Annotated in this window: 20 protein-coding genes; 17 read left to right on the top strand and 3 right to left on the bottom strand. The window is 44.0% G+C overall.

The features are described 5' to 3' along the window. Positions 1 to 73 precede the first annotated feature (73 nt). The 11 genes from AC51G0_RS14065 (at position 74) to AC51G0_RS14015 (ending at position 11,481) form a co-directional block, all read left to right on the top strand. A complete protein-coding gene (locus tag AC51G0_RS14065; RefSeq protein ID WP_496299261.1) occupies positions 74 to 1,210 on the top strand; it encodes a glycosyltransferase family protein in 1,137 nt (378 codons plus the stop codon). Beyond that, on the top strand, positions 1,207 to 2,424 hold the full coding sequence (locus AC51G0_RS14060) for a glycosyltransferase family 4 protein (protein ID WP_496299259.1): 1,218 nt from the start codon (positions 1,207 to 1,209) through the stop codon (positions 2,422 to 2,424). Before AC51G0_RS14065 ends, AC51G0_RS14060 begins: the two co-directional genes overlap by 4 nt. Continuing rightward, the gene (locus tag AC51G0_RS14055; RefSeq protein ID WP_496299257.1) at positions 2,421 to 3,014 is read left to right on the top strand and encodes a sugar transferase; all 594 of its coding nucleotides are present in this window, start codon (positions 2,421 to 2,423) and stop codon (positions 3,012 to 3,014) included. The genes AC51G0_RS14060 and AC51G0_RS14055 overlap by 4 nt, the downstream gene beginning before the upstream one ends. Next, a complete protein-coding gene (locus tag AC51G0_RS14050; RefSeq protein ID WP_496299256.1) occupies positions 3,011 to 3,628 on the top strand; it encodes an acetyltransferase in 618 nt (205 codons plus the stop codon). Before AC51G0_RS14055 ends, AC51G0_RS14050 begins: the two co-directional genes overlap by 4 nt. 23 nt (positions 3,629 to 3,651) lie before the next feature. Beyond that, entirely contained in the window at positions 3,652 to 4,830 is a 1,179-nt protein-coding gene (locus AC51G0_RS14045; RefSeq protein WP_496299255.1) for a DegT/DnrJ/EryC1/StrS family aminotransferase, read from the top strand. Positions 4,831 to 4,931: 101 nt separating this feature from the next. Continuing rightward, positions 4,932 to 6,824 (top strand): polysaccharide biosynthesis protein, encoded by a 1,893-nt coding sequence (locus tag AC51G0_RS14040; protein WP_496299253.1) that lies wholly within the window; start codon positions 4,932 to 4,934, stop codon positions 6,822 to 6,824. Positions 6,825 to 7,034: 210 nt separating this feature from the next. After that, positions 7,035 to 7,271 carry an acyl carrier protein gene (locus tag AC51G0_RS14035; protein ID WP_496299251.1) on the top strand — a complete coding sequence of 79 codons (237 nt, stop codon included), beginning with the start codon at positions 7,035 to 7,037 and terminating at the stop codon, positions 7,269 to 7,271. A 16-nt stretch (positions 7,272 to 7,287) separates the two neighbouring features. Further along, positions 7,288 to 8,148: an MBOAT family O-acyltransferase gene (locus AC51G0_RS14030; RefSeq protein ID WP_496299249.1), complete on the top strand. Its 861-nt coding sequence runs from the start codon at positions 7,288 to 7,290 to the stop codon at positions 8,146 to 8,148. 84 nt (positions 8,149 to 8,232) lie between these two features. Further along, complete coding sequence (locus AC51G0_RS14025) at positions 8,233 to 9,177, top strand: hypothetical protein (RefSeq protein ID WP_496299247.1); 945 nt, start codon at positions 8,233 to 8,235, stop codon at positions 9,175 to 9,177. Continuing rightward, a complete protein-coding gene (locus AC51G0_RS14020; RefSeq protein WP_496299246.1) occupies positions 9,174 to 10,643 on the top strand; it encodes an AMP-binding protein in 1,470 nt (489 codons plus the stop codon). The genes AC51G0_RS14025 and AC51G0_RS14020 overlap by 4 nt, the downstream gene beginning before the upstream one ends. Further along, entirely contained in the window at positions 10,636 to 11,481 is an 846-nt protein-coding gene (locus AC51G0_RS14015) for a formyltransferase family protein (RefSeq protein WP_496299244.1), read from the top strand. The genes AC51G0_RS14020 and AC51G0_RS14015 overlap by 8 nt, the downstream gene beginning before the upstream one ends. 60 nt (positions 11,482 to 11,541) lie before the next feature. Here AC51G0_RS14015 and AC51G0_RS14010 read toward each other — a convergent pair whose 3' ends face one another. Together AC51G0_RS14010 and wecA are read right to left on the bottom strand one after the other, a co-directional pair. Next, the gene (locus tag AC51G0_RS14010; RefSeq protein ID WP_496299242.1) at positions 11,542 to 11,709 is read right to left on the bottom strand and encodes a hypothetical protein; all 168 of its coding nucleotides are present in this window, start codon (positions 11,707 to 11,709) and stop codon (positions 11,542 to 11,544) included. A 378-nt stretch (positions 11,710 to 12,087) separates the two neighbouring features. Further along, on the bottom strand, positions 12,088 to 13,185 hold the full coding sequence (gene wecA / locus AC51G0_RS14005; protein WP_496299240.1) for a UDP-N-acetylglucosamine--undecaprenyl-phosphate N-acetylglucosaminephosphotransferase: 1,098 nt from the start codon (positions 13,183 to 13,185) through the stop codon (positions 12,088 to 12,090). A 431-nt stretch (positions 13,186 to 13,616) separates the two neighbouring features. Between wecA and AC51G0_RS14000 the strand changes: the two genes are divergently transcribed. From AC51G0_RS14000 to AC51G0_RS13990, 3 genes are all read left to right on the top strand, one after another. Beyond that, positions 13,617 to 15,047 carry an MBL fold metallo-hydrolase RNA specificity domain-containing protein gene (locus AC51G0_RS14000; RefSeq protein WP_496299239.1) on the top strand — a complete coding sequence of 477 codons (1,431 nt, stop codon included), beginning with the start codon at positions 13,617 to 13,619 and terminating at the stop codon, positions 15,045 to 15,047. Positions 15,048 to 15,203: 156 nt separating this feature from the next. Beyond that, positions 15,204 to 16,370, top strand: a complete 1,167-nt coding sequence (locus AC51G0_RS13995; RefSeq protein WP_496299237.1) for a nucleotide sugar dehydrogenase — start codon at positions 15,204 to 15,206, stop codon at positions 16,368 to 16,370. Between the two features lie 401 nt (positions 16,371 to 16,771). Then, positions 16,772 to 17,098: a hypothetical protein gene (locus tag AC51G0_RS13990; protein WP_496299235.1), complete on the top strand. Its 327-nt coding sequence runs from the start codon at positions 16,772 to 16,774 to the stop codon at positions 17,096 to 17,098. Between the two features lie 165 nt (positions 17,099 to 17,263). Here the strand turns inward: AC51G0_RS13990 and mnmC are convergent, their stop codons facing one another. Next, positions 17,264 to 19,279, bottom strand: coding sequence for a bifunctional tRNA (5-methylaminomethyl-2-thiouridine)(34)-methyltransferase MnmC2/FAD-dependent 5-carboxymethylaminomethyl-2-thiouridine(34) oxidoreductase MnmC1 (gene mnmC, locus AC51G0_RS13985; RefSeq protein ID WP_496301957.1), 2,016 nt, complete (start codon positions 19,277 to 19,279; stop codon positions 17,264 to 17,266). 205 nt (positions 19,280 to 19,484) lie between these two features. Here mnmC and fabB point away from each other — a divergent pair, with 205 nt between their 5' ends. The 3 genes from fabB to AC51G0_RS13970 all read left to right on the top strand — a co-directional run bounded on the left by fabB (position 19,485) and on the right by AC51G0_RS13970 (position 23,525). Further along, positions 19,485 to 20,699 carry a beta-ketoacyl-ACP synthase I gene (gene fabB, locus AC51G0_RS13980; RefSeq protein ID WP_496299233.1) on the top strand — a complete coding sequence of 405 codons (1,215 nt, stop codon included), beginning with the start codon at positions 19,485 to 19,487 and terminating at the stop codon, positions 20,697 to 20,699. Between the two features lie 640 nt (positions 20,700 to 21,339). After that, complete coding sequence (locus AC51G0_RS13975) at positions 21,340 to 22,515, top strand: 4-phosphoerythronate dehydrogenase (RefSeq protein WP_496299231.1); 1,176 nt, start codon at positions 21,340 to 21,342, stop codon at positions 22,513 to 22,515. Beyond that, positions 22,512 to 23,525, top strand: coding sequence for an aspartate-semialdehyde dehydrogenase (locus tag AC51G0_RS13970; protein ID WP_496299229.1), 1,014 nt, complete (start codon positions 22,512 to 22,514; stop codon positions 23,523 to 23,525). The genes AC51G0_RS13975 and AC51G0_RS13970 overlap by 4 nt, the downstream gene beginning before the upstream one ends. Positions 23,526 to 23,803 lie beyond the last annotated feature (278 nt).

Here is a 23,803-nt window from a genome sequence, read left to right as displayed (position 1 = left end):
ACAACGGTATAACTCTCCCATGCTGAGGGTTTGATTTAAAAGATGCCAAAGAAATTGGCACGGCAGGAAAAAAATGTCTGATATATTGATGCTGCTGAAGTGCAATGGCCTTGCATATGATGATCGTGTTCGTAAAGAGTGTGTATCACTCGCTCAGCGAAACCTAAAACCTCGAATTCTTGTCCTAGACAATAGTAATGAAAAGTCGGAAGGTACCGTCTATGATGGCAGTGCTTCTTTTCGTGCGTTCAAGCTGCTAACGCGCTCGTTATTTTCAGGCAACAAGCTGTTGTTTGTTAAACTGCTTGAGTTTTTCTTCTATATTTTTCCTGAGACGGTAAAGCGTCGACATGCCGTCTGGCTACACGATCCGCTCATGTTTGTTTTTGTTCCATATTTCTATCTTTTGAAGCGCTTGGGGCGTATCGATATGGTGATTTGGGATCAACACGAACTTCCTCCTGAGTACTTTCTTAAACATAAAATTTTACGCCAAGTTTATTGTATTGCTTTGAGATTGGCTGATATTCGTATTCATGCCAATGAAGAAAGAGCACAGTTCCTTAACAAACAGATCGGCGAAGAGTTTGATTATCGGGTGTTACGAAACTTTGTCGATGACACGTTTAGTCAAGAACCTGCTCAGCCGTTGTCAAAGGAGACTCTTTCCTGGCTGGCTGATGAGCCTTACCTTTTGTTGCAAAGTGGCGGCTATAAAGTGCGCTGTTTTGAACAGGTAGCCGAGGCTGTTTGCCTGGATTTGCAGGTAAAGTGTGTGGTTGTTGGTGGTTATGACCGTAGCTACATTGATGCGTTGAGACAACGCTTTGACAACTTTGATCAGTATTTTTTGTTTATCGGCATGGTACCCCAGATGCGTCTGGTTGACTATATCGATCCAGCGATGGCGAGTGTGATCTTGTATGATGCATCGTCACCAAACTCTGAGTTTTGTGAACCGAACCGATTATATTATGCGATTTCTCGTCAGGTACCTGTCATTGTGGGCTGTAATCCAACCATGGCTAATATTGTTAGAAGTAGTCGCTGTGGTGTGGTACTTGATACTGACGGGACTGAGCCACAAAGTATCACTGAAGGTATCAAGAGATTTTTCCACCTTAAAGAGCAAGGCTTTTCGTTTGGGTATGCTTGTATGTGGCGCTCTCAGGAAGAGATATTTGACGAGTTGTCTAAGAGTTTAGTATGAAGATCATCTACTTCCATCAGCACTTTTCGACCCCTCAGGGGTCAACAGGTACCCGTTCATATGAAATGGCACGTCGACTTGTGAGAGCCGGTCATGAGGTAACCATTGTATGTGGAAGCTACAGTGCAGGTAACACTGGCCTGAAAAGTGTTTTCAATAATGGGCAGCGACAAGGGAGTGTCGATGGTATTAATATCATCGAGCTACAGCTGGAATATAGTAATAGTCAGGGTTTTATTCGGCGTAGTATGGTCTTTCTTTCCTATGCAATGCGCAGTATTGGAGTCGCACTTCGTGCTGAATATGATCTGATTATTACAACCAGTACGCCGCTGACAGCTGGTCTTCCCGGTATCGCCGCACGTTGGTTACGACGTAAACCGTTTGTTTTTGAAGTTCGGGATTTGTGGCCTGAGCTGCCTAAAGAGATGGGGGTGATCACCAATCCTTTGGTATTAGCGGCTATGTCATTCTTGGAATGGAGTGCTTATCATTCTGCTCAACGCTGTATTGGTTTGGCTCCTGGTATTGTTGATGGCATTGAAAAGCGTGGGGTTGTCCGCGATAACATTGTGATGGTGCCTAACGGGTGCGATCTCGAACTATTTGATCAGGGTAAGAGTGGCCCCCGCCCAGTGAGTGTTGAATGTGATGACTTAATGGTGTTGTTTTCTGGAACCCATGGCCTTGCAAATGGCTTGGACGCCGTGCTTGATGCCGCGGCTGAGTTGAAGAGCCGAGGCCGTTCAGACATTAAATTTGTGCTGGTAGGTGAGGGAAAACTTAAACCAAGCTATCAGCAACGTGCGGCAGAAGAAAAGTTAGATAATATTGTTTTCATGCCACCGGTTGCAAAAACTGCCTTAGCGGATGTAATGAAAACAGCCGATATTGGTTTGCAAATTTTAGCTAACGTACCTGCGTTCTATTATGGGACATCGCCAAATAAGTTTTTTGATTACATTGCGGCAGGGCTTCCGGTATTAACCAACTATCCGGGATGGATTGCCGATATGATCCAGCAGAATCAATGTGGTTATAGCATTGGAGCTGAAGATGCCTGTCAGTTTGCCGATACGTTGGAATATGCGGCAGATAATCGTGAGCTATTAAAGCCGATGGGCAATAAGGCAAGGCAGCTTGCTGAGGCTGAGTTTGACCGTGAGCAGTTGGCAAACTGCTGGGTGGAGTGGCTGGAAGGAGCTGTGAAATGAAACGATTGTTTGATCTAGTGGTAGCACTTTTCACTGTCATTGTATTTTCTCCGTTATTACTCGTAGTGGCATTTCTAGTAAGGAAAAAATTGGGTTCACCGATATTATTTCGCCAAATTAGACCAGGTATAAATGGTGTGCCTTTTGAAATGATAAAGTTCAGAACTATGCGAGATACGGTCGATAGTGAGGGGCAGCCTTTACCGGACTCTGCGAGGCTGACTTCATTTGGTAAGATGCTACGGGCAACTAGTTTGGATGAACTCCCTGAGCTTTGGAATGTGTTGCGTGGTGAGATGAGCTTGGTTGGTCCCAGACCACTGTTAATGGAGTACCTTCCCCTATATAACAGTGAACAGAAGCGCCGCCATGAGGTACACCCGGGTATTACTGGCTGGGCACAGGTGAACGGTCGTAATGCAATTAGTTGGGCGGATAAATTCCGGCTGGATGTTTGGTATGTGGATAACCGTTCATTTTGGCTAGATATCAAGATATTGTTCTTAACGGTGAAGAAAGTGGTTCATCGAGAAGATATTTCAGCTGTCGATCATGTTACAGCTGAGCCGTTCAAAGGCAATGATCAATGAGTAGGTTAGCTGTTCTTGGCGCAGGCGGTCACGGCAAAGTTGTTGCTGATGCCGCTGAGTTGTCAGGCTGGACTGAAATTATTTTTTTTGATGCTAAGTGGCCTGAGTTAGATGCAAATGGGGTTTGGCCAGTTATGGGCAATGTTGATTCTCTTTTGGTATCTTGCCGAGATTATGATGGCTGTATTGTTGCTGTCGGTGATAATGCACTCCGCCTGAGCCTGATACAAAAGCTGTTAGAGCATAACGCCAGGTTGGTGAATGTTATTCACCCTTCTGCTGTTGTTAGTTCACATGCTCTTCTTGGGAGCGGGTCTGCGGTGCTTGCCGGAGCTGTGATTAACCCTTTCGCTCAAATTGGTATTGGTAGTATCATTAACACTAATGCGTCAGTTGATCATGATTGCGTGCTAGATGAGGCGGTGCATATTAGTCCTGGTGCTGTAGTTGCAGGGGGAGTAGCCCTTGGCATCCAAGTCTGGGTTGGTATTGGTGCATCGATAAAGCAAGGACTTCGAGTTGGAAACCATAGTATCATTGGTGCTGGGGCTGTTGTTTTGAGTGATGTTGACTCTGGCTTGACTGTTGTTGGTGTACCTGCTCGTCCTTTGTAGTTTTCCGATTCTGGAGCTTTTTTGTGTTAAATACATCTTTCTCACCCTGGCCTTCTTACACAGAAGAGGAAGCCGATACTGTTCGAAACGTTTTGTTATCTAACCGGGTAAATTACTGGACGGGTGAAGAATGTAGAAACTTCGAACAAGAATTTGCGACTTGGGTAAACTGCTCGCATGCTGTTGCTGTTGCAAATGGAACCATAGCTCTGGATCTAGCATTGAAGGCTATCGATGTTGGAGCTGGTGATGAGGTGATCACTACCCCGCGAACGTTTCTGGCTTCAGTTTCATCTATTGTAACTGCAGGTGCAAAGCCTATTTTTGCTGATGTAGATCTGAATTCTCAAAATATTACGGCAGAAACAATATCTGCTGTTTTAACCCCGGCAACAAAGGCTGTCATTGTTGTCCATCTTGCTGGTATGCCTGCAGAAATGGACGCCATCATGGATCTGGCCAAAAAACATAACTTCTTTGTGATAGAAGACTGTGCGCAGGCCCATGGTGCAACCTATAAAGGACGTTCGGTAGGGACCATAGGAGACATTGGCGCATGGTCTTTCTGTCAAGATAAAATCATGACTACTGGTGGTGAAGGGGGAATGGTGACGACTAATAATCATTCCCTTTGGAAAAAAATGTGGTCTTACAAGGACCACGGAAAAAGCTATGAAGCTATTTATGAAAGAACACACCCACCAGGCTTTCGTTGGCTGCATGATAGTTTTGGTACGAATTGGAGAATGACTGAGATGCAAGCTGCAGTTGGTCGTATCCAGCTTGCTCGAATGCCAGGTTGGACTAAACAACGACGTGAAAACGCGGCGTTGATAAATAATGTTGCTGCTGCATTTGATTCAGTCCGGATTGTTCATATTCCAGAGTATATTGGACATGCCGAATACAAGCATTATCTTTTTGTTGAGCCAGACAAACTGAAGCCAGGTTGGACCAGGGACCGAATTGTCGATGAGATGAGTGCCCAGGGGGTACCATGTTATCAAGGCAGTTGTTCTGAGGTTTATCTGGAAAAAGCATTTGATAACACAGGATTCAGGCCTAGTGCTCGTTTGCCAAATGCAATGCTGCTTGGTGAATGCAGTTTGATGTTTTTAGTTCATCCTACTTTAACTCAAGATGAAATGTTAAAAACATGTAGCGTGCTAGAAGAAGTGCTTATCAAAGCATCAATATCTTAGCATAGAGCCGATAATTACAAATAAGCTATTGTTTTTGGCAGGCCCATTGAGCTTGTATTACATAGCGTAAAAGTTGTTGTACGATTTATTCCAAGGCTAATATGAATTTTATAGAAAAAATGCTGTCGCTGCCTCGTTCGAAAAAGCGCATAATATGCGCTGTAGTAGATGTTTTTTTCATCTTTTCAGCCTTTTTTGGTGCTTATTATGTACGTTGGGGGCACCTAAAGTTTCTAAATGAAGAAGCAAACTGGTTTGCCTTTGTTTGTACATTAGCTGTTACATTATTTGTTTTTGTTCGGCTTGGGCTTTATCGAGCAGTACTACGCTACCTGAGTTTTCATGCATTATTTATAATTTCTCTAGGTGCTGTAATTTCGGCCATGATAGCCGCAGTGGCAGCATTTTATTTTCATGCACCAATGCCGAGAACCGTTCCTATTATTTATGGCTCTTTCCTCGGTATTTTATGTATTGGTGCGCGACTGCTTGTGCGTTTCCTCGCTACTCATACCTTTTACAAAGGACAAACTCCGGTGGCAATTTATGGGGCAGGCAGTGCTGGACGACAATTAGCAATATCGCTAAGACAGAGTGAAAACTATAGTGTAAAAGCTTTTATTGATGAAGATACCAGCTTACAAGGTAATGTTATTCAGGGGTTGACTGTTTATCGTCCTAGTACGTTACTGAAGCTAATCAAAACTAAGCAAATAGAAAAAGTTTTGTTGGCGTTGCCAAGAGCTAGTCGTGCTCAGCGAAAGCGAATTATTGATGGGCTAGCTGACTTACCTATTGAGGTGCTGACGGTTCCTAGTATGTCAGACATTATCAGCGGCAGTGCAAAAATTGATGAGTTAAAGAATGTCCCTATTGAAGATCTGCTAGGTCGTGACCAGGTTTCACCACAAATAAATCTTATGCAGGCTAATATAAAAGGTAAGGTTGTGATGGTAACTGGGGCGGGAGGTTCAATAGGATCGGAGCTTTGCCGACAGATTGTTCAACACGAACCAAAAGTCTTACTACTTTTTGAGCTCTATGAGTATGGTTTATATGCCATAGAAAAAGAGTTGGTTAAATTAGCCCAAAAGCACGGCGTTGATGTCAAAATTGTGCCGTTACTTGGCTCTGTGCAAAGAAAGAACCGTCTTTTGGCGGTTATGAGGACTTTCAAAGTTGATACGGTATACCACGCAGCTGCTTATAAGCATGTTCCTTTGGTGGAATATAATGTTGTTGAAGGTGTCCGTAATAATGTTTTTGGAACAAAAGCCTGTGCTGAGGCGGCAATTGACTCAGGGGTCTCGACTTTTGTGCTTATTTCCACAGATAAGGCTGTTCGACCAACAAATGTAATGGGGGCTTCCAAGCGAATGGCCGAATTGGTGCTGCAGGCGTTGTCTGAAAAACAAGCAACAACTCGCTTTTGTATGGTTCGATTTGGTAATGTACTTGGTTCATCAGGCTCTGTTGTTCCTTTATTTAAGAGGCAAATTCAACTTGGAGGACCCATTACTGTAACTCACCCTGAAATCACTCGTTATTTTATGACAATTCCAGAAGCTGCTCAGTTAGTAATTCAAGCAGGCTCAATGGGGGTAGGCGGTGATGTGTTTGTGCTTGATATGGGGGAACCAGTAAAAATTATTGATTTGGCTCGTAAGTTAGTTCATTTATCGGGACTTGAGGTCAAGAGCGAAGATAATCATAATGGTGACATTGAAATTCGCTATACGGGCTTGAGGCCTGGTGAGAAGCTGTTTGAAGAGCTTCTGATTGGAAATAATGTTTCGGATACAGAGCATGAAAGAATCATGACAGCAGATGAACAGTGCTTGAATTGGGATGAGTTAGATATGCTATTAGATCGGTTGAATAATGCTTGTCATGTCTTTGAGTACGATGCGATTCGTCAGATACTATTAGAGGCTCCTGTTAACTTTAATCCGACAGATGATATTTGTGATTTAGTTTGGTTAGCTAAGCAATAATGAGTGATTATTTTGTTGTCAACCTAAATGCCTTAAGAAATCGCTGGTATGATTTGTAGCTAAGTATATGATATAGTTAGCGATTAATTAGCTCTCTTATTTGTGTTGTGTTGAAACATTAAATTGAGGTATAATAACCAGTTATCATATTTGGTGAGTGAATTGGTTCCTTTCAGTGGTACCAATAATTAATAGGAATTGGATGTAATAATGAAAATCGTACAAGAATCTCTATTTACGCATATTGCAGATTACTTTAATGTTGAGAAATCTATAGTTCATGCTTCTACTACTGCTTCGGATATTCAGGGGTGGGATTCTCTTACGCATGTAGGCTTATTAATTGATATTGAGCAGAAGTATTCGATTCAGTTTTCTCCTAATGAAATTACAGCCTTAGAAAATGTAGGTGACTTGTATAGTATTCTAGATAGTAAACTAAATTAATAATGTTTTATGTTTTATGTTTTATGTTTTAATTGTTACTTTCACTGTTTTAGGTGCGAAGATACTTGAACAGTATGCGCTAGGTTTTACTGTTATTTTTTTTTCGATGAGGCTTATTTCTGCTCTGAATGTTAGCCATTCGACAAAACAATGGAACATACCTAAGCTATTTGGGTATGTTTTTTTCCTTCCAGCCTTATTAACAGGGCCACATACCCCATATCAAAATTGGAATAATGGTTTTACCTTGGACCGATCCAATTTGTTAAAAAATATATCATCATTCTTGCTGATGTTTATAGGTATCCTTGCTTCTGGGATACTTCTTTCAAAAGTTGTTGATGTGGCTGATTTAGGATCTGAAAACTATTTTATATATGATTATATAGTCTTTGTTTTTCTATATATTCAATTCTCATTAGCTTCTCAAATGGTTTGTGCAGTTTCTAATGCACTTAGCCAACCTTGCTCGATAAACTTTGATAAGCCTTTATTTGCAGAATCCGTAACTGACTTTTGGACTCGGTGGCATGTTTCTCTTGGATCTTTTTTTCGAGAGAATATTTTTAATCCTCTTTTCTTTATCTTGCAGCGGAATAGGGTACTAAAGCCAAATACAGCATATGCACTTTTGATAGTAATTACTTTTATATTGATTGGTCTTTGGCATGCATTTAATATCAATTATCTATTCTTTGGGCTATATTTTGGTTGTGTGCAAGTATTAGAACGTTTTTTATTTTCCGGACGATTATTACGTAAAAGTAATAACTTGGGAGATAGAGTTGCAAAGATAACATATACTCAGTTAACTCATTTACTAGGTTTTTCTATGGTTAGTGATATTATTTTCAATTATGTGTTGGTTAAAGTATGATTAAATATCTTGCGATAATATACGTTTACTTAAATTTGATATTTTTGTTGATAAATAGCTACTCTGGAACAGTGAGTTTTTCTTATGCTGGATTCAATTAGTTTAAGAAAAAAGCTGATTGGAGGCTTTTTTCTTTTATTTTTTATATTATTTGCACTTGTTAAACTTGATAGCGTATTGGTGAGAAACACAAGTATCTCTCACCTAAACACTAATTCTAACTGGGCAGTTTGCCTAGACTATGTTCAAAGGAATAACCCGAAGAATATTTTTATAGGTACTTCAGTGCTTAGAGAGCTGACAGAATCTACAATTGACTTAGTTCCTGGTGGTTTTGGATATAACTGTGGAGTATCAGCGACTACTATTTCTTTTGAATTTCACTTGGCTCTACTCAAAGCTATTACAGATAGACAAAGTAGTTTTGAAAATATATATATAGGCATTACCCTTCAAGATATTTTGGCTAAAAAACCTTTGGACATAAGTAAGATTGGAGTTGATACATTTAGCTTTTCTTCAATTTTGTATATCCTCCGCCAAGGTATGGTTCAAGATGACCAAGAAGTATCATCATTCCTGAGAGCTGCGGCTACTTTGCTGTTTCCTCTTTCAAAGTTTAATTTAGATAGCTTACCTGTTATTAATGTACCGGAAGTTTTACATAGAGAGAATGTGTATAAGGGTACATCTTTTGATCCAAGCCGTATAACGGATAGGCATGTTTCCATGTTAAAAAAGGATCTTGATATATCTTATATACAAAGAATGATTAATGAAATTGAAAAGATAAGCGAAAAAGTGGGGGCGAAGTATCATTTTGTTCTTTTACCTCGAAACCATGAGTTTACTAAGTTAGCATTGAGTGACGAAAAGTATGCGGGAATAGTAAAATCATTTTCGTCTTTTACCAACAACTTCGTCGACTTTCATTCTTTGGTGAAACCAAACGGATTTGCTGATTGTTGTCATTTAAATAAAACTGGGCGCTTAGAGTTTCAAAATAAAATAGGTGTAGATCAAAAATGACATTGTTTCAAAGAATATTCTCAAATTTAAATGATGAGACTTCATCTTATGAGAAAGTCTTTCTATCTAGAGCAGGAAAGCAGTACACATATGCACAGGCTTTTGAATTAATAAAGCAATATATTAGCTATATAAAGGAATTAAATCTTCAAACTGGAGATGTAGTTGCGCTTGAAGCCGAGAAAGAGTTTGAAGTCTATTGCTTTATTCTTGCTTGTGTCTTTTCTGGTGTTACTTATGCTCCATTTTCAACTGCCCAGAATTTAAATCGAACGAAGGATTCATTTTCATCAATAGGTGTTCAGCATATTTTCACCTATAATATATCAACCGAATCTGAGTTAGATGATATTGGTATATTGACATCAACACTGCAATCTATTGACTATCAAGCTTCTAGCTTTGAATTGGTGAGTGTACCAGAGTCATGTGTAGCATATATTATGTTTAGTTCTGGTACGACGGGTAAACCAAAAGCTATTCCAGTAACTCGTAAGAATCTATCTTCATATATAGATTCAATTGAGTCCATATTCAGCTTTAAACCTAATAGTGGTTTTTCTCAGTTGGCTGATTTAACTTTTGATTTATCGGTACATGATATTTATTTATGTTTTTCCAATAATGGTTTTTTATGCCCAATAAAATCTAATGAAACAGTTTTTGCATATCGTTTTGTTAATGAATTGAATATTAAATATTGGATGTCAGTGCCGTCTGCAGCTTCATATCTATTTCAACTTGTGAAAGATGTACCAAAATTGCCGTCTTTGGAATATACTTTTTTCCTTGGAGAGGCTTTATCTTTTGATACTGTAAATAAATGGTCAAAAATAACACCTAACAGCACAATAGTTAATTTATATGGCCCTACTGAGTGCACTGTAGCTGCTTCATATTTTGTTGTAGATCGCTCTGAACTATTAAAACACGATATGAAAATTGTGCCGCTAGGTAAACCATTGAAAAACTCAAAGCTACTAACTATTGATGGTGACACTTCAGAACTATTGCTTGGTGGTTCACAACTGTTCCCTGGGTATATTGGTGACTCAGAGAAGTTGAATAGCACAAAGTTTATAAATGTTAATGATGAGTGTTACTATAAGACAGGTGATTTAGTAACCAAAAAGGATGTAGGCTTTATATTTAAAGGACGAATTGATTTTCAAGTAAAGATTCGGGGGTACCGAATTGAGATAGAGGAACTTGAAGCAATATTATCACAGTACTTGCCTGGTTCATTCTGTGTAACTCCTGTGAAGGAAATACAATTAGGTAATTATGAAGCATTGTCGATCATATACTCTGGTGATGTTGATTTAGATCTCGTAAGAAAAACTTCAAAGAGTTATTTTCCTTCTTATATTACAATTGACCAAATCAGAAAGCTTGATAAAATCCCCCTTAATTCAAATGGGAAATTAGACAGGAATGCTGCGAAGGGAGCTTTATTAAATGCGTAAGCTCTTTTTGGTTGGAAAAGGCCAATTTTGTAGTCATCTTATCAATGTGGCGATTAACAGCAATGCTTTTGATGAAATACATATTCTTGAGGATATCTCTTTAAATAGAACTATAAATACATTAGAAACTTTGTGTAAATCTCTAAATACATTTTATACTAGCTGTTCTGGTACCAAGCAAATAAATGAATATATAAAAAGGGAATATACAAAAAATAGTGTTTTGGTAAGCTTTGATAACTTTATCATTTTTAATGATGAGCTATGTGAGTTGTTTAAAGGTAGGTCAGCTAATTTCCATCCATCACCTCTTCCGTCTTATAAGGGTGTTAATGTAATTAACTGGGGTATTTACTCCCAGGAGTCGTTGTGGGCATATACATGGCATCGTATTGAAAAGAATATAGATGAGGGGGATATATTAACCCGTACGAGCTTTGACCTTGATGCAGATTCAAATCAGATTAGTACTTCACTATTCTGTTTAATGGGCGGTGTCCGTGACTTTGACAAAGTATTAAATATGCTGGTAACGAGCGAATCTGTAAGTGCATCGATCGTACCTTCTAGCCATTTACTGTGTGATAATTCCTACTATAGCTTTCAAGATCAGCCAGTATTTGATTTGAAAAAAGATCATCAATTGATCGAGGTTGCCGCACGCTCTATGCCAATAACTCAATTTGAAAAGTGGCGGTGGAAGGCAATAATGCCAGATGGTGTAATTGTTGATACTATTTCAGTATCGAAAGCTGCAATAAATTTTTCTAATGAAGTTACAGTTTATAACATAAACGGCCGTGATTATTATTGTAATGTTTATCAAGAAATCCACTAGATAGCTTTAATCAATTTTGAGTGTAACCAGCAGTTGTATGCTGGTTACCATCTCTTCGTTTTAATACTCTTGCCTTCTATCTTCCCGCCTCATTGCTTTCGACATCCTGTCATACTTCTCCAGTTCATCAAAAAACAACGAGCACTTCCACAACATAACAAACCCAATATCGATGATAGCGGCCAAAGTCAGGGTCTCTCTCCACGCAATAATCGTTTTACCTTGCATACGTACCTCCTTGCAATCGATAAGCAGGCTGAGCAACGTTGTCGTCAATCTACAACAATGATATGCCTATGCGGAGCATAGTTTTCAGTGTAGCGGTAACTTGAGGATATGTAAGTATAATTAGTGAGACATGTAATGAAAATGTGATGGAAGGGGCTGGTAGCTAAAAATATTGTCAGAAGTTGCATACATATGGCTATAAACTTTTGATTTTAATCAGTTTGTTAAGCCAGCCTTGAAAGGCGCCATAGGCTTCGGTTATCAATTCAATTCGTAACTAATGAGTATCTATTTCTCAGATGTGGATTCCCGCATAAGCGGGAATGACGGTATATAGTCGTCCCAAGCAAGGAGCTATTACTTTATTCTAGCGTTTTTTCATGGCGCTGAATTTCCACTCTTCTCTTTTTTATTCAGGACCGTTAAGTTGATATTGATCTTGCGAAAGAATGCCGTGATCCGCCAGATATGGGTAATAGACAGATAGTAAGTAACAAACAACATAAGAAAGGCACTGAACATAATCGATTCGTTCATCTGCGCTTGCTCGCCCAGAACACCGATATAAGCAAATAACGATGCCAAGCCACAGATAGCGAGTAGTGTCATTCTAGGGGATAAGCCAATACGCTGGCAGATGTGGTGTAGATGCTCACGATCTGGTTTGAATGGCGACTGCCCTTTGCGCATACGGCGGATCATAATTGTCACCATATCCATAAGGGGGAGGGCAATTAACCACAGGGCAGTAACGGGCCGCAGCGGGGTACTTTCACCCTGAGTGCCGTTGACCAGCAACCAGATTACAGTAAAACCGATGAAAACGCTGCCGGCATCGCCCATAAACACCTTAAAACGCTGGCCTAGCGGAAAACCAAGATTAAGCATGACATAGGGAATGGTGGCGACAACAATGACGGAGCAGAATCGATAGAGGTCTAGTTGACTGTCACGCCAAAACAGATAGGCGAGTGAGGCAAATGTTACTGTTGCCAAGCCACCCAGTAGCCCGTCGATACCATCGACCATATTAAAGGCATTGATTGCGCCGAGGATGGCCAGCGTAGTGATCACATAGCTTAGCGGCATATTCAATGTCAGCTCGCCGAAACCGATTAAGTTCCCCAGGCTAGCAAGGTATAGGCTGCCAAACTTAATCATAATGACGGACATGATAACTTGGATGATCAGCCGTGCTTTGACACTAATATCGTACTTATCATCAACGGCACCAGTGACAACAAGTACAGAGGCACAAAAAAGGTAAAGTATTGGATTGCGAGCAAGCTCTGGCGTAACGAATAGAGCCAGCGCGACAGTGGAAAAAATGGCAATGCCGCCAATCAGAGGGATAACGCCTTGGTGCTGTTTTCTGCCTGATGGGACGTCGACTAACTGAATTTTTTTAGCGACCTTTCGCAGCACAAAGAGGCTGGCAAAAGAAAAGATAAAAATAAGCGCTAGTCCAGTGTCCATTGGTTTTACCTTTTTTGATATAAGCACAAAGCTGACCAATGTTATATCTATTGACAATGACATTAAAGTTACATATGCAACGTGTTGTCATTTTTATTCTATAAAAGCGAGCAGGCTAACGTTTTTGGTATATTTATCATGCTTTTTTGGTATTGCTTACTAATGTTAATTGTTTTGTTAATGCACAATTTTGTTGTACCACGCTCAGTAAAATCTTATGCGTCAATATTAATGGTGTCAAAATAGTAATGGTCTACTTTTTGAGACTCCTCAAATATCGCCCTTTCGCTCTTTGCTCGCTAAATTATCTTACATTGATGTTATCAATGATATTTTTTCGTGATATGACTCTAGCATTCAACGCTATCCTCTTACCCTCCGCAAAGCCTTTGCCATCATCACCCTAGGCTTATTAAACATAGGGCGCTAACGTGCAAATCATTCATCACGGTGCTCGTACTGGCGTGACGGGATCTTGTCATGAAATACGAGTTGGTTCGCATGGGGTACTGGTTGATTGTGGCTTGTTTCAGGGTGAAGAAGGGAACCGTTCATTAGACATCGAGTTCCCTATCGGGCATATCCAGGCTTTGTTGCTAACGCATTGCCATATTGACCATGTCGGCCGGTTGCCCTGGTTACTCGCTGCCGGCTTTCGGGGGCCTATTTATGCCACTGAGGCAACGGCTGCCCTGTTGCCGTTGATGTTGGAAGACGGCCTGAAAATTCATTTGGGTTTGAACAAAGCGCAGTGTGATAAGTTTACCCGGTTAGTCAAAACGCTACTGAAACCCATCCCTTTCGATTGCCGGGTAGAGATAGTTTTGCCTGGTGGTGAGTTAGTCAGTCTTTGCTTTCGCCCAGCAGGCCATATCCTCGGCTCTGCCTATATCGAACTCTTGTTGCCAGGAGAACAGTCTAGTGAACAACCAAGAGATCAGCCTGGTGAGCAAAAAGTTATTTTCTCTGGCGATCTCGGGCCTTGTGATACCCCTTTGCATGTTGATCCAAAGCCGCCCGCTCAGGTTGATACCTTAGTGCTAGAAAGTACCTATGGTGATAAAAACCACCAGTCTGTTGCGTTTCGTGAGCAGCAACTGGCGACGATTATTGAGCGTTCCTTAAGAGATGGTGGCGCTATATTGATCCCTGCATTTAGTGTTGGACGTACCCAGGAGTTGCTATTTGATATCGAAAATATCATTGCTCGAGCCTTACCTTTGTTATCTCAGCATAAAGGCTCTCAACAAGGAAGAGCCGCTGTTAGGTGGCAGCAGTTGCCAGTAATACTGGACTCCCCGTTGGCAATTGAGATCACCCAGCAATACATCACGTTCCAACGGCTTTGGGCGAAAGAGGCGAAGCAACGGGTGATCAATGGTCGGCATCCTCTGTCTTTTGATCAGTGTATAACCATTAACCAGCATTCTGATCATCTAGCGCTGGTCAATCGCATTAAGGCCACAGGTGAACCTGCCATTATTGTTGCAGCCAGCGGGATGTGTGCGGGCGGGCGGATCATGAATTACCTACAAGCCTTGTTACCAGACCCGAGAACGGATGTGATTATGGTGGGCTATCAGGCAAAGGGCACACTTGGCCGCAAGTTGCTTGGCCAGCCAAAGAGGGTTGATATTAATGATCGCGAGGTTGAGGTAAAGGCTACGGTCCACTCAATGTCTGGGTATTCAGCCCATGCGGATCAGGATGATCTGGTGAAGTTCGTCACTAATATCGAGCAGGGGCCGAAGCAAATTCGGGTTGTACATGGCGATGTAACCGCTCAAGAAGCGTTGGCAAAGAAGTTAGCGTTAGCCAAGCCTGGTTGCGAGATCATTATTGCAGCCAATGAGTCAAGTTAAGATGATCTTGATGCGAATCAATAATAAATGGAGCTCAAAGAGTGGTTAAACTACTCTAATATAGTGATCTGAGGTAGTATTTTCCCAGCATTGTTACAGCGCTGGTTTTTCTTTTCTCATCCAGGTGCTGAAAGTCGAATAATTTGAGGTTAAGTAATGAAAATTACTGTTGCAGGAACAGGGTATGTCGGCCTGTCTAACGCTGTGCTGCTGGCACAGTATAATGAAGTGATTGCGCTCGATATTGTTGAAGAAAAAGTAAACCTGATTAATCAGCGTATTTCTCCTATTGAAGATAAAGAGATCAACGAGTATCTGACAAGCCATGAGCTAAACCTGGCTGCAACGGTTGATAAGCAGCGTGCTTACGAAGATGCTGAGTTCGTGATCATTGCAACGCCAACGGATTATGATCCGATATCTAACTACTTCAATACCTCTTCAGTCGAAGCAGTAATTAAAGATGTGATGACGATTAACCCGGAAGCGGTGATGATCATCAAATCTACGGTGCCTGTTGGTTACACCCAGCGTATTAAAGAAGAGCTAGGTTGCGAGAATATTATCTTTTCGCCAGAGTTCCTACGTGAAGGCCGTGCGCTTTTTGATAACCTGCATCCTTCCCGTATTATTGTGGGTGAGCGTTCTGAGCGTGCAAAAGTGTTTGCAGAGCTGCTAGTACAGGGAGCAATTAAAGAAGACATTGCTGTTTTGTATACGGACTCAACTGAAGCCGAAGCGGTGAAGCTGTTCTCTAATACTTATCTGGCAATGCGTGTTGCTTACTTTAACGAGCTAGATTCTTACGCTGAAACACATGGCCTAGATAGCCGCCAGATCATTGAAGGTGTGGGTTTGGATCCGCGTATTGGCTCTCACTATAACAATCCATCATTTGGCTATGGCGGTTATTGCCTGCCGAAAGACACCAAACAGCTTCGAGCTAACTACGAGCAGGTGCCCAACTGCCTGATTAGTGCGATTGTCGATGCTAACAGAACCCGTAAAGACTTCGTTGCCGACTCTATTATTAGCAAGCAGCCTAAAGTGGTGGGCGTTTATCGCCTGATCATGAAGAGTGGCTCCGATAACTTCCGCGCATCATCAATCCAAGGCATTATGAAACGCATCAAAGCCAAAGGCATTGAAGTGGTTGTTTATGAACCTGTTCTACAGGAAGAAGAGTTCTTTAACTCGAAAGTGATCGCCGATCTTGAGCAGTTCAAACAAATGTCTGATGTCATTGTCTCAAACCGCATGGCGGTAGAGCTTGAAGATGTCGCGGATAAGGTTTACACCCGCGATTTGTTCGGGGCGGATTGAGCATAGAGCGGTAAGAGCGGGGTTATGGCCCTGAGGTCCTGTGGAGAAGCTGTTTTTAGTTTCGAGTTTTGAGTTCCGAAGAGAGCAAAGCTTGACTCCTAATTACGCTAGGAGAGCCTGCTTGCAGGACCACAGGACCACAGGACCACAGGACCACAGGACCACAGGACCACAGGACCACAGGACCACAGGACCACAGGACCACAGGACCACAGGACCACAGGACCACAGGACCACAGGACCACAGGATCCAAAACGCCGTTACCCGCATCTCCAACGACTATCACTTTTCTCACCTTTAAGACTCCCCAATTCCCTCTCGCAACTCGTCTCTAGACTCTCGAATCTCTCCTATACTTACATTCATATCAATAAACTCGCTATGGTTTTCGGGGAATGATATGAACAAATCAATGATTGCACTTTTTTGTGCCGGGATGATGAGTATGTCAGCGTGTGCAGCTGATGGCTCTGCTGTACAGTCAAAGGCAACAGCGTCGACTAATGCACAGTCTTCCTCTTCGGTTAATACTGCTACAAGCACGGCTGCCACAGCGAGTGAGAAGGGGAGTGCTGCGGGTATCGATACCGCCATGGCGGCTTCTGCTGGTGGTTTAACCGCAACGGTGCTAGCTGTCGGTGTTGCGGCGATTGTGATTGGTGTGGCGGTTTCAGATACCGGTGGCGGGGATGATCCGGCACCACCGGTAACAGTTCAGGCGGAATAAGATTTTATTGTGCAGAGCACAAAAAAATAGAAGCGTATTGTACTGCGTACAAGAGGCGTAAAGGGTCGCGTCGCTTCGAGAAGCGTAAAGGATAAAGTGCTTTTTCCCGTTTCTCGGAGCGGAGCGCCCCCGAAGCGAAGCGTAACCCGCCTCCAAGGCGAAGCCTTACAACTTCTTCCCCTTAACCAACCTACGTACCCACATCCGCCCTGGATGCAGGGCGTCAAGCACGTCGTTGGGTAACGGTAGCGGATCGCCGCAGATCTGTGATGCCAACAATTCACCTAGCAGCGGTGCCGAGCTTAGCCCGCGCGAGCCTAAACCTACCATTGAATATAGATTTGGATAGGTTGGCACATCCTCTGCGTTATCCTGTTTTTCCCTTAAATCCGCATACTGCTCAATTAAACTGTCGTAGTTGCAGACATCGCCGACGAATGGCAAGTGATCTCGGCTGGCGCAGCGAACGCCTACGCGGGCTTGGTTATCCGACATATTAATCTCTGTTGGCCAGTCAACATCAGGCAGACAATTGACCAAACGTTGCTTGTTGTCGGCTTGCTCGGTGCTACTGAAGGTTAAATCAGCATTATTACGGCCATAGCTGGCTCCGATACAGTGGCTCTGCGTTTGTTGGTTAACCGGTGTCAGGTAACCGTCATAGCAAAGTACTGTTTTCAGCGCTGACAGAGAGGGATTAGTCGGAATGTGGCTGACCTGCCCACGTACCGAGGATGCGGGGATGGCTCTGGTTTGTTCGAATTCGGCAAAACGGTGCCCGTTGGCGACGATAATACTCGAATGCTGGTATTGGTTTTGCTGGGTATCGGTGAGCATCCAGCCAGGATTATCACCGTGCTGAGTAAGTTTACAGATATCGGTGTCGGTTTTCAGCGTCAGGTGGCCGCTTTCCTGCGCCAGCTGGATCAGCGCACGGGTTAGCTCTTGTGGGCATAGCCAGCCGCCAAGCGGGTAGTTTACGCTGCTATGGCCTGATGGTACGCCGGTGGCTTGTTCGGTCTGTTCGACATTCAAGCTCCTGATCAAGCCATCAGGGAAGCCTCCGCTCATCATCTTGCCAAGCTTTTTCTCGGCACTTTCATCCCAGGCCAGCTGGGTAACACCACACCAGTCATGGGCGAAATCTTTTTTCTCGGCAGTTTGTTCGACAAATTGACGGGCAAAAAGAAAAGCAGGGGCAAAGAAGCGAGAGAGGGCATCGTTTGAGCCGTTCAGCAGTGGGTATACTGCCCCCTGGCGGTTGCCTGAAGCCCCTTCGGCCGGAAGGGGATCGGCACAGTATAAGGTGACGTCAATACCACGGCGTGCCAATGACAGAGCTGTTGTCGCCGAGCCTACACCACCCCCGATGATCGCAACATCTTGCGGGTTAGCAGCGGCAGTGCGTTTATACCATGGCTTGAAGTTGGCTTTGTGCTGGCGCTGGGTGATAGAACCGGCCAGCATGTCGCGCTTGGTACCAAATCCTTTTACCTTACCCATCTCGAAACCTGCTTCAATCAGGCCACGACGAACAAAACCTGCCGCCGTAAATGTTGCCGTGCTACAGCCTTGCCGCGCTAGCTTTGCCATGCCGTTGAACAGCTCTTGGTTCCACATCTCGGGGTTTTTGCTGGGCGCGAAACCATCAAGGAACCAGGCATCCACGATACCGTCATCATTGGTCCATACTTGAGGCATACACTCTTTGATGTCGCCAAACCATAAATCGAGGGTGATCATCCCGTCTTCCAGCACGATACGGTGGCAGTCTGCAACGGCGGGTGGGTAATGGGCATGAAGCTGCTCGGCGAGATCGGCAAGCTCTGGCCAGGACTGGTGGGCTTTGATCAGGTCGGCTTTGGTGACTGGGAACTTTTCGAAGCTGATGAAGTGAAGTTCTTTGGTCGCCGCGTCTGGGTGTGCCTGGCGGAAGGCTTTAAACCACTGCCAGACGGCCAGGAAATTCAGCCCGGTACCGAATCCGGTTTCAGCCACGACGAAGCGGCGGCGTTCGGAGGTTTCCCAACGCTCAGGCAAGCCATTTTGCTTGAGAAAAACATAGCGTGTTTCTTCTAATCCGTTGGTATTGGAGAAATAAACATCGTCAAAGTCATTGGATACCGGGGTACCGGACTCATTCCAGTCAAGAATGGCATTTTCAATGCGCTTGTTAGACAGCTCAGGCAAAGGGAAACCTCATGTAATGGTATAACGTGTTATCGTTATGGCTTGAATCTAATCAGCTAAACTACAGAAACAGAAGCAATAACGAGCAAATTAAGTGAAATTGACGGGGATTGTACCCGATTGTAGGGAAAGCTGACCACTTTCTGTGAATAAACCCGTTATTATCATCAGCGTTAAATGACAGTAGGAATTCATCATGAAACGAGCCGTAATTACAGGCATGGGTATCGTATCCAGCATTGGTAACAACGTTAAAGAAGTGCTGGAGTCTTTGAAAGCGGGTAAATCCGGTATCAACTTCTCTGAACAGTTCGCGGAAATGAAGCTGCGAAGCAATGTTTGGGGCGACTTAAAGATGACCCCGTCTGAGCATATCGACCGTAAAAAAATGCGTTTCATGGGCGATGCCGCAGCATTTGCGTATCTGTCTATGGAGCAGGCAATTGAAGACGCCGGTCTTACTGATGAACAAGTTTCCAATGACCGTACTGGCCTAGTGGCGGGTTCGGGTGGCGCATCCTCGTACAACCAGGTTGCGGCAGTAGACATTCTGCGCGAAAAAAGCGTGAAGCGTGTTGGCCCATACATGGTGCCTCGTACGATGTCATCGACGGTATCGGCATGTCTGGCGACCCCGTTTAAAATCCGTGGTGTGAACTACACCATGAGCTCTGCATGTGCAACATCGGCGCACTGTATCGGCCACGCACTGGAACTTATCCAGCTTGGTAAGCAAGACGTCGTATTTGCAGGTGGCGGTGAAGAGCTTGATTGGTCGCTGACCATGATGTTTGACGCCATGGGTGCGTTGTCAACTAAGTACAATGAAGACCCAACAAAAGCATCTCGTACTTACGATGTAGACCGTGACGGCTTCGTGATCTCTGGCGGTGGCGGTATGCTGGTTGTCGAAGAGCTTGAGCACGCTCTGGCACGTGGCGCGAAAATCTACGGTGAAATCGTGGGTTATGGCGCAACCTCTGATGGCTACGACATGGTAGCACCGTCAGGTGAAGGTGCTGTACGTTGCATGAAGATGGCGATGCAAGATCTTGAGGCGCCAGTTGACTATATCAATACCCACGGTACGTCTACGCCAGTAGGTGATGTAAAAGAGCTAGGTGCAATTCAGGAACTGTTTGGTGAAAACAGCCCTGCAATTTCTGCAACCAAGGCGATGACAGGCCATGCACTGGGTGCTGCCGGTGTTCATGAAGCTATCTATTCAACATTGATGCTAGAGAATGGCTTTGTTGCTCCGAGCATTAATATCGACAACCTAGACCCTGCAGCTGAAGGCCTAGACATTGTTACTGAAACCCGTGAGCAGGAGCTTAAGACAGTCATGTCAAACAGCTTTGGCTTCGGTGGTACAAACGCTACGCTAGTGATTAAGAAGTACGAAGGCTAAGCCTAGAAGCGTGTGCAGAGATACGAGTTTTGAGATGGTAATACGGGGTTCCTAGTCCTCGACACTAGGGACTCGAATCTTGAGCTTAATACCAATTTGGATAAGTAGATGAAAAATGATCAGATATTTATTTAGGTTGGTATCCAGTCTTTTGTCATTTTCCGGGAGTGGCACTGGCTAAGAGACTAATCTAAGACGACTTTTGGCAGAGACTTCGAAAGATTGGTTTATCTATAGCCAGTGCCTATTAAACAGACGCGACATTAGCTTGTGAGAATAGTATTTTCTTTTGCGGGAGCTGTCTATTGCTGAAGCTAGTGTTTTTATATCCTGGACTCTTTTACCCGGCTTTATGCCGGGTTTTTTTATGTCCAAAGCAGGGGGGAGATCCTAGCTCCTAGGAAAAGCTGGCCCTAGGAAGAACAGGTTCTAGGTAAGGGCAAGAGCTTGGCTGGTTTTTTCGCTCAGCAAACCTGCCCTGCAGGACCCAGGACCCAGGACCCAGGACCCAGGACCCAGGACCCTAGGAAAACTAGGAACTTAGCAGTACAATTAATTTCTTAAACTCAACTCTATTCCCAAACCAGTTACCGGATCAGTTATCTAGGAACTAGGATCTAGGGATCAGGATCTAATCCCCATGAAAATCCTCATTGATGAAAACATGCCCTATGCGGCGGAATTATTTAGCCAGCTAGGTGACGTGGTCGCCAAGCCCGGCCGGACGTTGACTGCGGATGACTTGGTTGATGTCGATGCGCTAATGATCCGCTCCGTGACCAAGGTGAATGAGCAATTGTTGGAAAAGGCCAATAAGCTGCGTTTTGTCGGAACCGCGACTGCGGGGCAAGATCATGTCGATCAGGCATTGCTGGCAGAGCGGGGCATTATGTTTACGGCCGCACCGGGATGTAACAAGGTAGGGGTGGCAGAATACGTACTCAGTAGCCTGATGGTACTCGGGCAGCAGCAAGGTTTTTCAATCTTTGACAAAACCATCGGCATCATTGGCGCTGGTAATGTCGGCAGTTATCTGGCGCAATGCCTAGATGCACTGGGTATCCGTTACTTGTTGAATGATCCTTTAAAAGAACAACAGGGCGATAGCCGCCAGTTTCATTCACTGGAAACATTGCAAGAACACTGTGATGTGATCACCCTGCATACACCAATCACTCGCGATGGTGAGTTTCCGACTTATCACTTGGTTGATGAAGCCTTTTTGGGCCAGCTGGCTCCGGGAGCAATACTGATAAATGCGGCTCGCGGCCCTGTTGTTGATAACCAGGCCTTGAAAGCTGTGTTGCAACGAGCAAAAGCAGGAAAGGCCGAAGCGTTAACGGCGGTGCTGGATGTATTCGAGTATGAACCGTTGGTTGATTTGGCGTTATTGCCACTGCTGGCGTTTGCTACCCCGCATATTGCCGGATACGGCTTGGAAGGAAAGGCTCGCGGCACAACCATGGTGTTTAATCGTTTTTGCGAGTACCTCGGCCTGGGCAAGCCTGTTGCTGCCTCAAGCCTGCTGCCTGTGGCGCCGGTGCCTTTTGTTAAGCTGAGTAAGCGCTGGCAGGAAGACGATTTATTCACCCTGATCCAGCTGATCTATGATGTACGTAAAGATGATGCTCTTTTCCGCCGGGAAATGAATGACAGTGCCGGGAATGAACACCAGATGGCCGCTGCTTTTGACCAGATGCGAAAAAATTACTGGGATCGACGCGAATATAGCGCGATTACGGTAGCCGGGGAGGCGGGTTTTGGGGTAGAGTCGCTGGCTAAATTAGGTTTTACAGTAGTAGAGGAAACTCCATGAGCCAGGAATTTGATATTGCCGTACTCGGCGCAACAGGCGCTGTTGGCGAAGCCATCGTAGAAGTCCTAGAGGAACGCAATTTTCCTGTTCGCAATCTATATTTGCTTGCATCTGAACGTAGTGCAGGGAAAACCTTGCGCTTTAAAGGCAAAAGCGTTCGCGTAACAGATGTAGAAGAATTTGACTGGAGCCAGGTGCAGCTTGCACTTTTCTCTGCCGGAGCCGAAACGTCTGATCGCTGGGCGCCGATTGCAGCAGATTTTGGTGTTGTCGTTATCGATAATACCTCACGTTTCCGCTATGAACACGATGTACCGCTGGTTGTGCCAGAAGTGAACCCGCACGCGCTGGCTGATTACCGTAACCGTAACATCATTGCTAACCCGAACTGCTCAACGATCCAGATGCTGGTGGCACTGAAGCCAATCCATGAAGCCTATGGTATTGAGCGAATCAATGTCGCGACTTACCAGTCCGTTTCAGGCTCTGGCAAAAAAGGTATTGATGAGCTGGCGGGACAAACAGCAAAACTGCTAAATGGACTACCAGCAGAGAACAAGGCATACGATAAGCAAATCGCTTTCAACTGTTTGCCGCACATCGATGACTTCATGGATAACGGCTACACCAAAGAAGAAATGAAAATGGTGTGGGAAACCCAGAAAATTTTTGGTGATGATAATATCCGCGTTAACCCAACGTGTGTTCGTGTCCCTGTCTTTTATGGCCATGCAGAAGCGGTGCATGTTGAAACCTGCCAGCCGGTACATGTTGAGGAAGCGATCAGCTTGCTAGAAAATGCCGAAGGTATCGAAGTGTTCCACGGCAACGATTACCCGACACAGGTCAGCGATGCGACAGGTAAAGATCACGTTATGGTTGCCCGTATCCGTGAAGATATCAGCCACCCATGCGGCCTGAACATGTGGGTTGTGGCTGATAACGTCCGTAAAGGCGCAGCAACAAACAGCGTACAGATCGCCGAAAAGCTGATTGCAGAGTATCTGTAATACGTAGAAAAAGCGATTGAAGACGGCTCTATGGCCCTGTGATCCTTTGGAAAAGCGGTTCTTTCGATTTGAGTTACTAGTTTCGAGAAAAACTTGATTCATTCTGGAGGAACCAAGAACTTTCCTGAAGGACCATAGGACCATAGGACCATAGGACCATAGGACCATAGGACCATAGGACCATAGGACCATAGGACTATAGGACCATAGGGACCGCTCCTAATTCTTGAAATCCCTATCCTGTGAGTAACAACCCTCAATTACCGCTCAAGAGGCTT

The organism is Photobacterium sp. HL06 (assembly GCF_059552575.1).
The sequence above is the reverse complement of the archived record's forward strand: the minus strand, read 5'-3'. Positions and strand labels throughout refer to the sequence as shown.

Coding starts and splice junctions, on each gene's coding strand:
- AC51G0_RS14065 (WP_496299261.1), top strand. CDS start 74: ATGTCTGATATATTGATGCTGCTGAAGTGCAATGGCCTTGCATATGAT.
- AC51G0_RS14060 (WP_496299259.1), top strand. CDS start 1,207: ATGAAGATCATCTACTTCCATCAGCACTTTTCGACCCCTCAGGGGTCA.
- AC51G0_RS14055 (WP_496299257.1), top strand. CDS start 2,421: ATGAAACGATTGTTTGATCTAGTGGTAGCACTTTTCACTGTCATTGTA.
- AC51G0_RS14050 (WP_496299256.1), top strand. CDS start 3,011: ATGAGTAGGTTAGCTGTTCTTGGCGCAGGCGGTCACGGCAAAGTTGTT.
- AC51G0_RS14040 (WP_496299253.1), top strand. CDS start 4,932: ATGAATTTTATAGAAAAAATGCTGTCGCTGCCTCGTTCGAAAAAGCGC.
- AC51G0_RS14035 (WP_496299251.1), top strand. CDS start 7,035: ATGAAAATCGTACAAGAATCTCTATTTACGCATATTGCAGATTACTTT.
- AC51G0_RS14030 (WP_496299249.1), top strand. CDS start 7,288: ATGTTTTATGTTTTAATTGTTACTTTCACTGTTTTAGGTGCGAAGATA.
- AC51G0_RS14025 (WP_496299247.1), top strand. CDS start 8,233: ATGCTGGATTCAATTAGTTTAAGAAAAAAGCTGATTGGAGGCTTTTTT.
- AC51G0_RS14020 (WP_496299246.1), top strand. CDS start 9,174: ATGACATTGTTTCAAAGAATATTCTCAAATTTAAATGATGAGACTTCA.
- AC51G0_RS14015 (WP_496299244.1), top strand. CDS start 10,636: ATGCGTAAGCTCTTTTTGGTTGGAAAAGGCCAATTTTGTAGTCATCTT.
- AC51G0_RS14010 (WP_496299242.1), bottom strand. CDS start 11,709: ATGCAAGGTAAAACGATTATTGCGTGGAGAGAGACCCTGACTTTGGCC.
- wecA (WP_496299240.1), bottom strand. CDS start 13,185: ATGGACACTGGACTAGCGCTTATTTTTATCTTTTCTTTTGCCAGCCTC.
- AC51G0_RS13995 (WP_496299237.1), top strand. CDS start 15,204: ATGAAAATTACTGTTGCAGGAACAGGGTATGTCGGCCTGTCTAACGCT.
- AC51G0_RS13990 (WP_496299235.1), top strand. CDS start 16,772: ATGAACAAATCAATGATTGCACTTTTTTGTGCCGGGATGATGAGTATG.
- fabB (WP_496299233.1), top strand. CDS start 19,485: ATGAAACGAGCCGTAATTACAGGCATGGGTATCGTATCCAGCATTGGT.
- AC51G0_RS13975 (WP_496299231.1), top strand. CDS start 21,340: ATGAAAATCCTCATTGATGAAAACATGCCCTATGCGGCGGAATTATTT.
- AC51G0_RS13970 (WP_496299229.1), top strand. CDS start 22,512: ATGAGCCAGGAATTTGATATTGCCGTACTCGGCGCAACAGGCGCTGTT.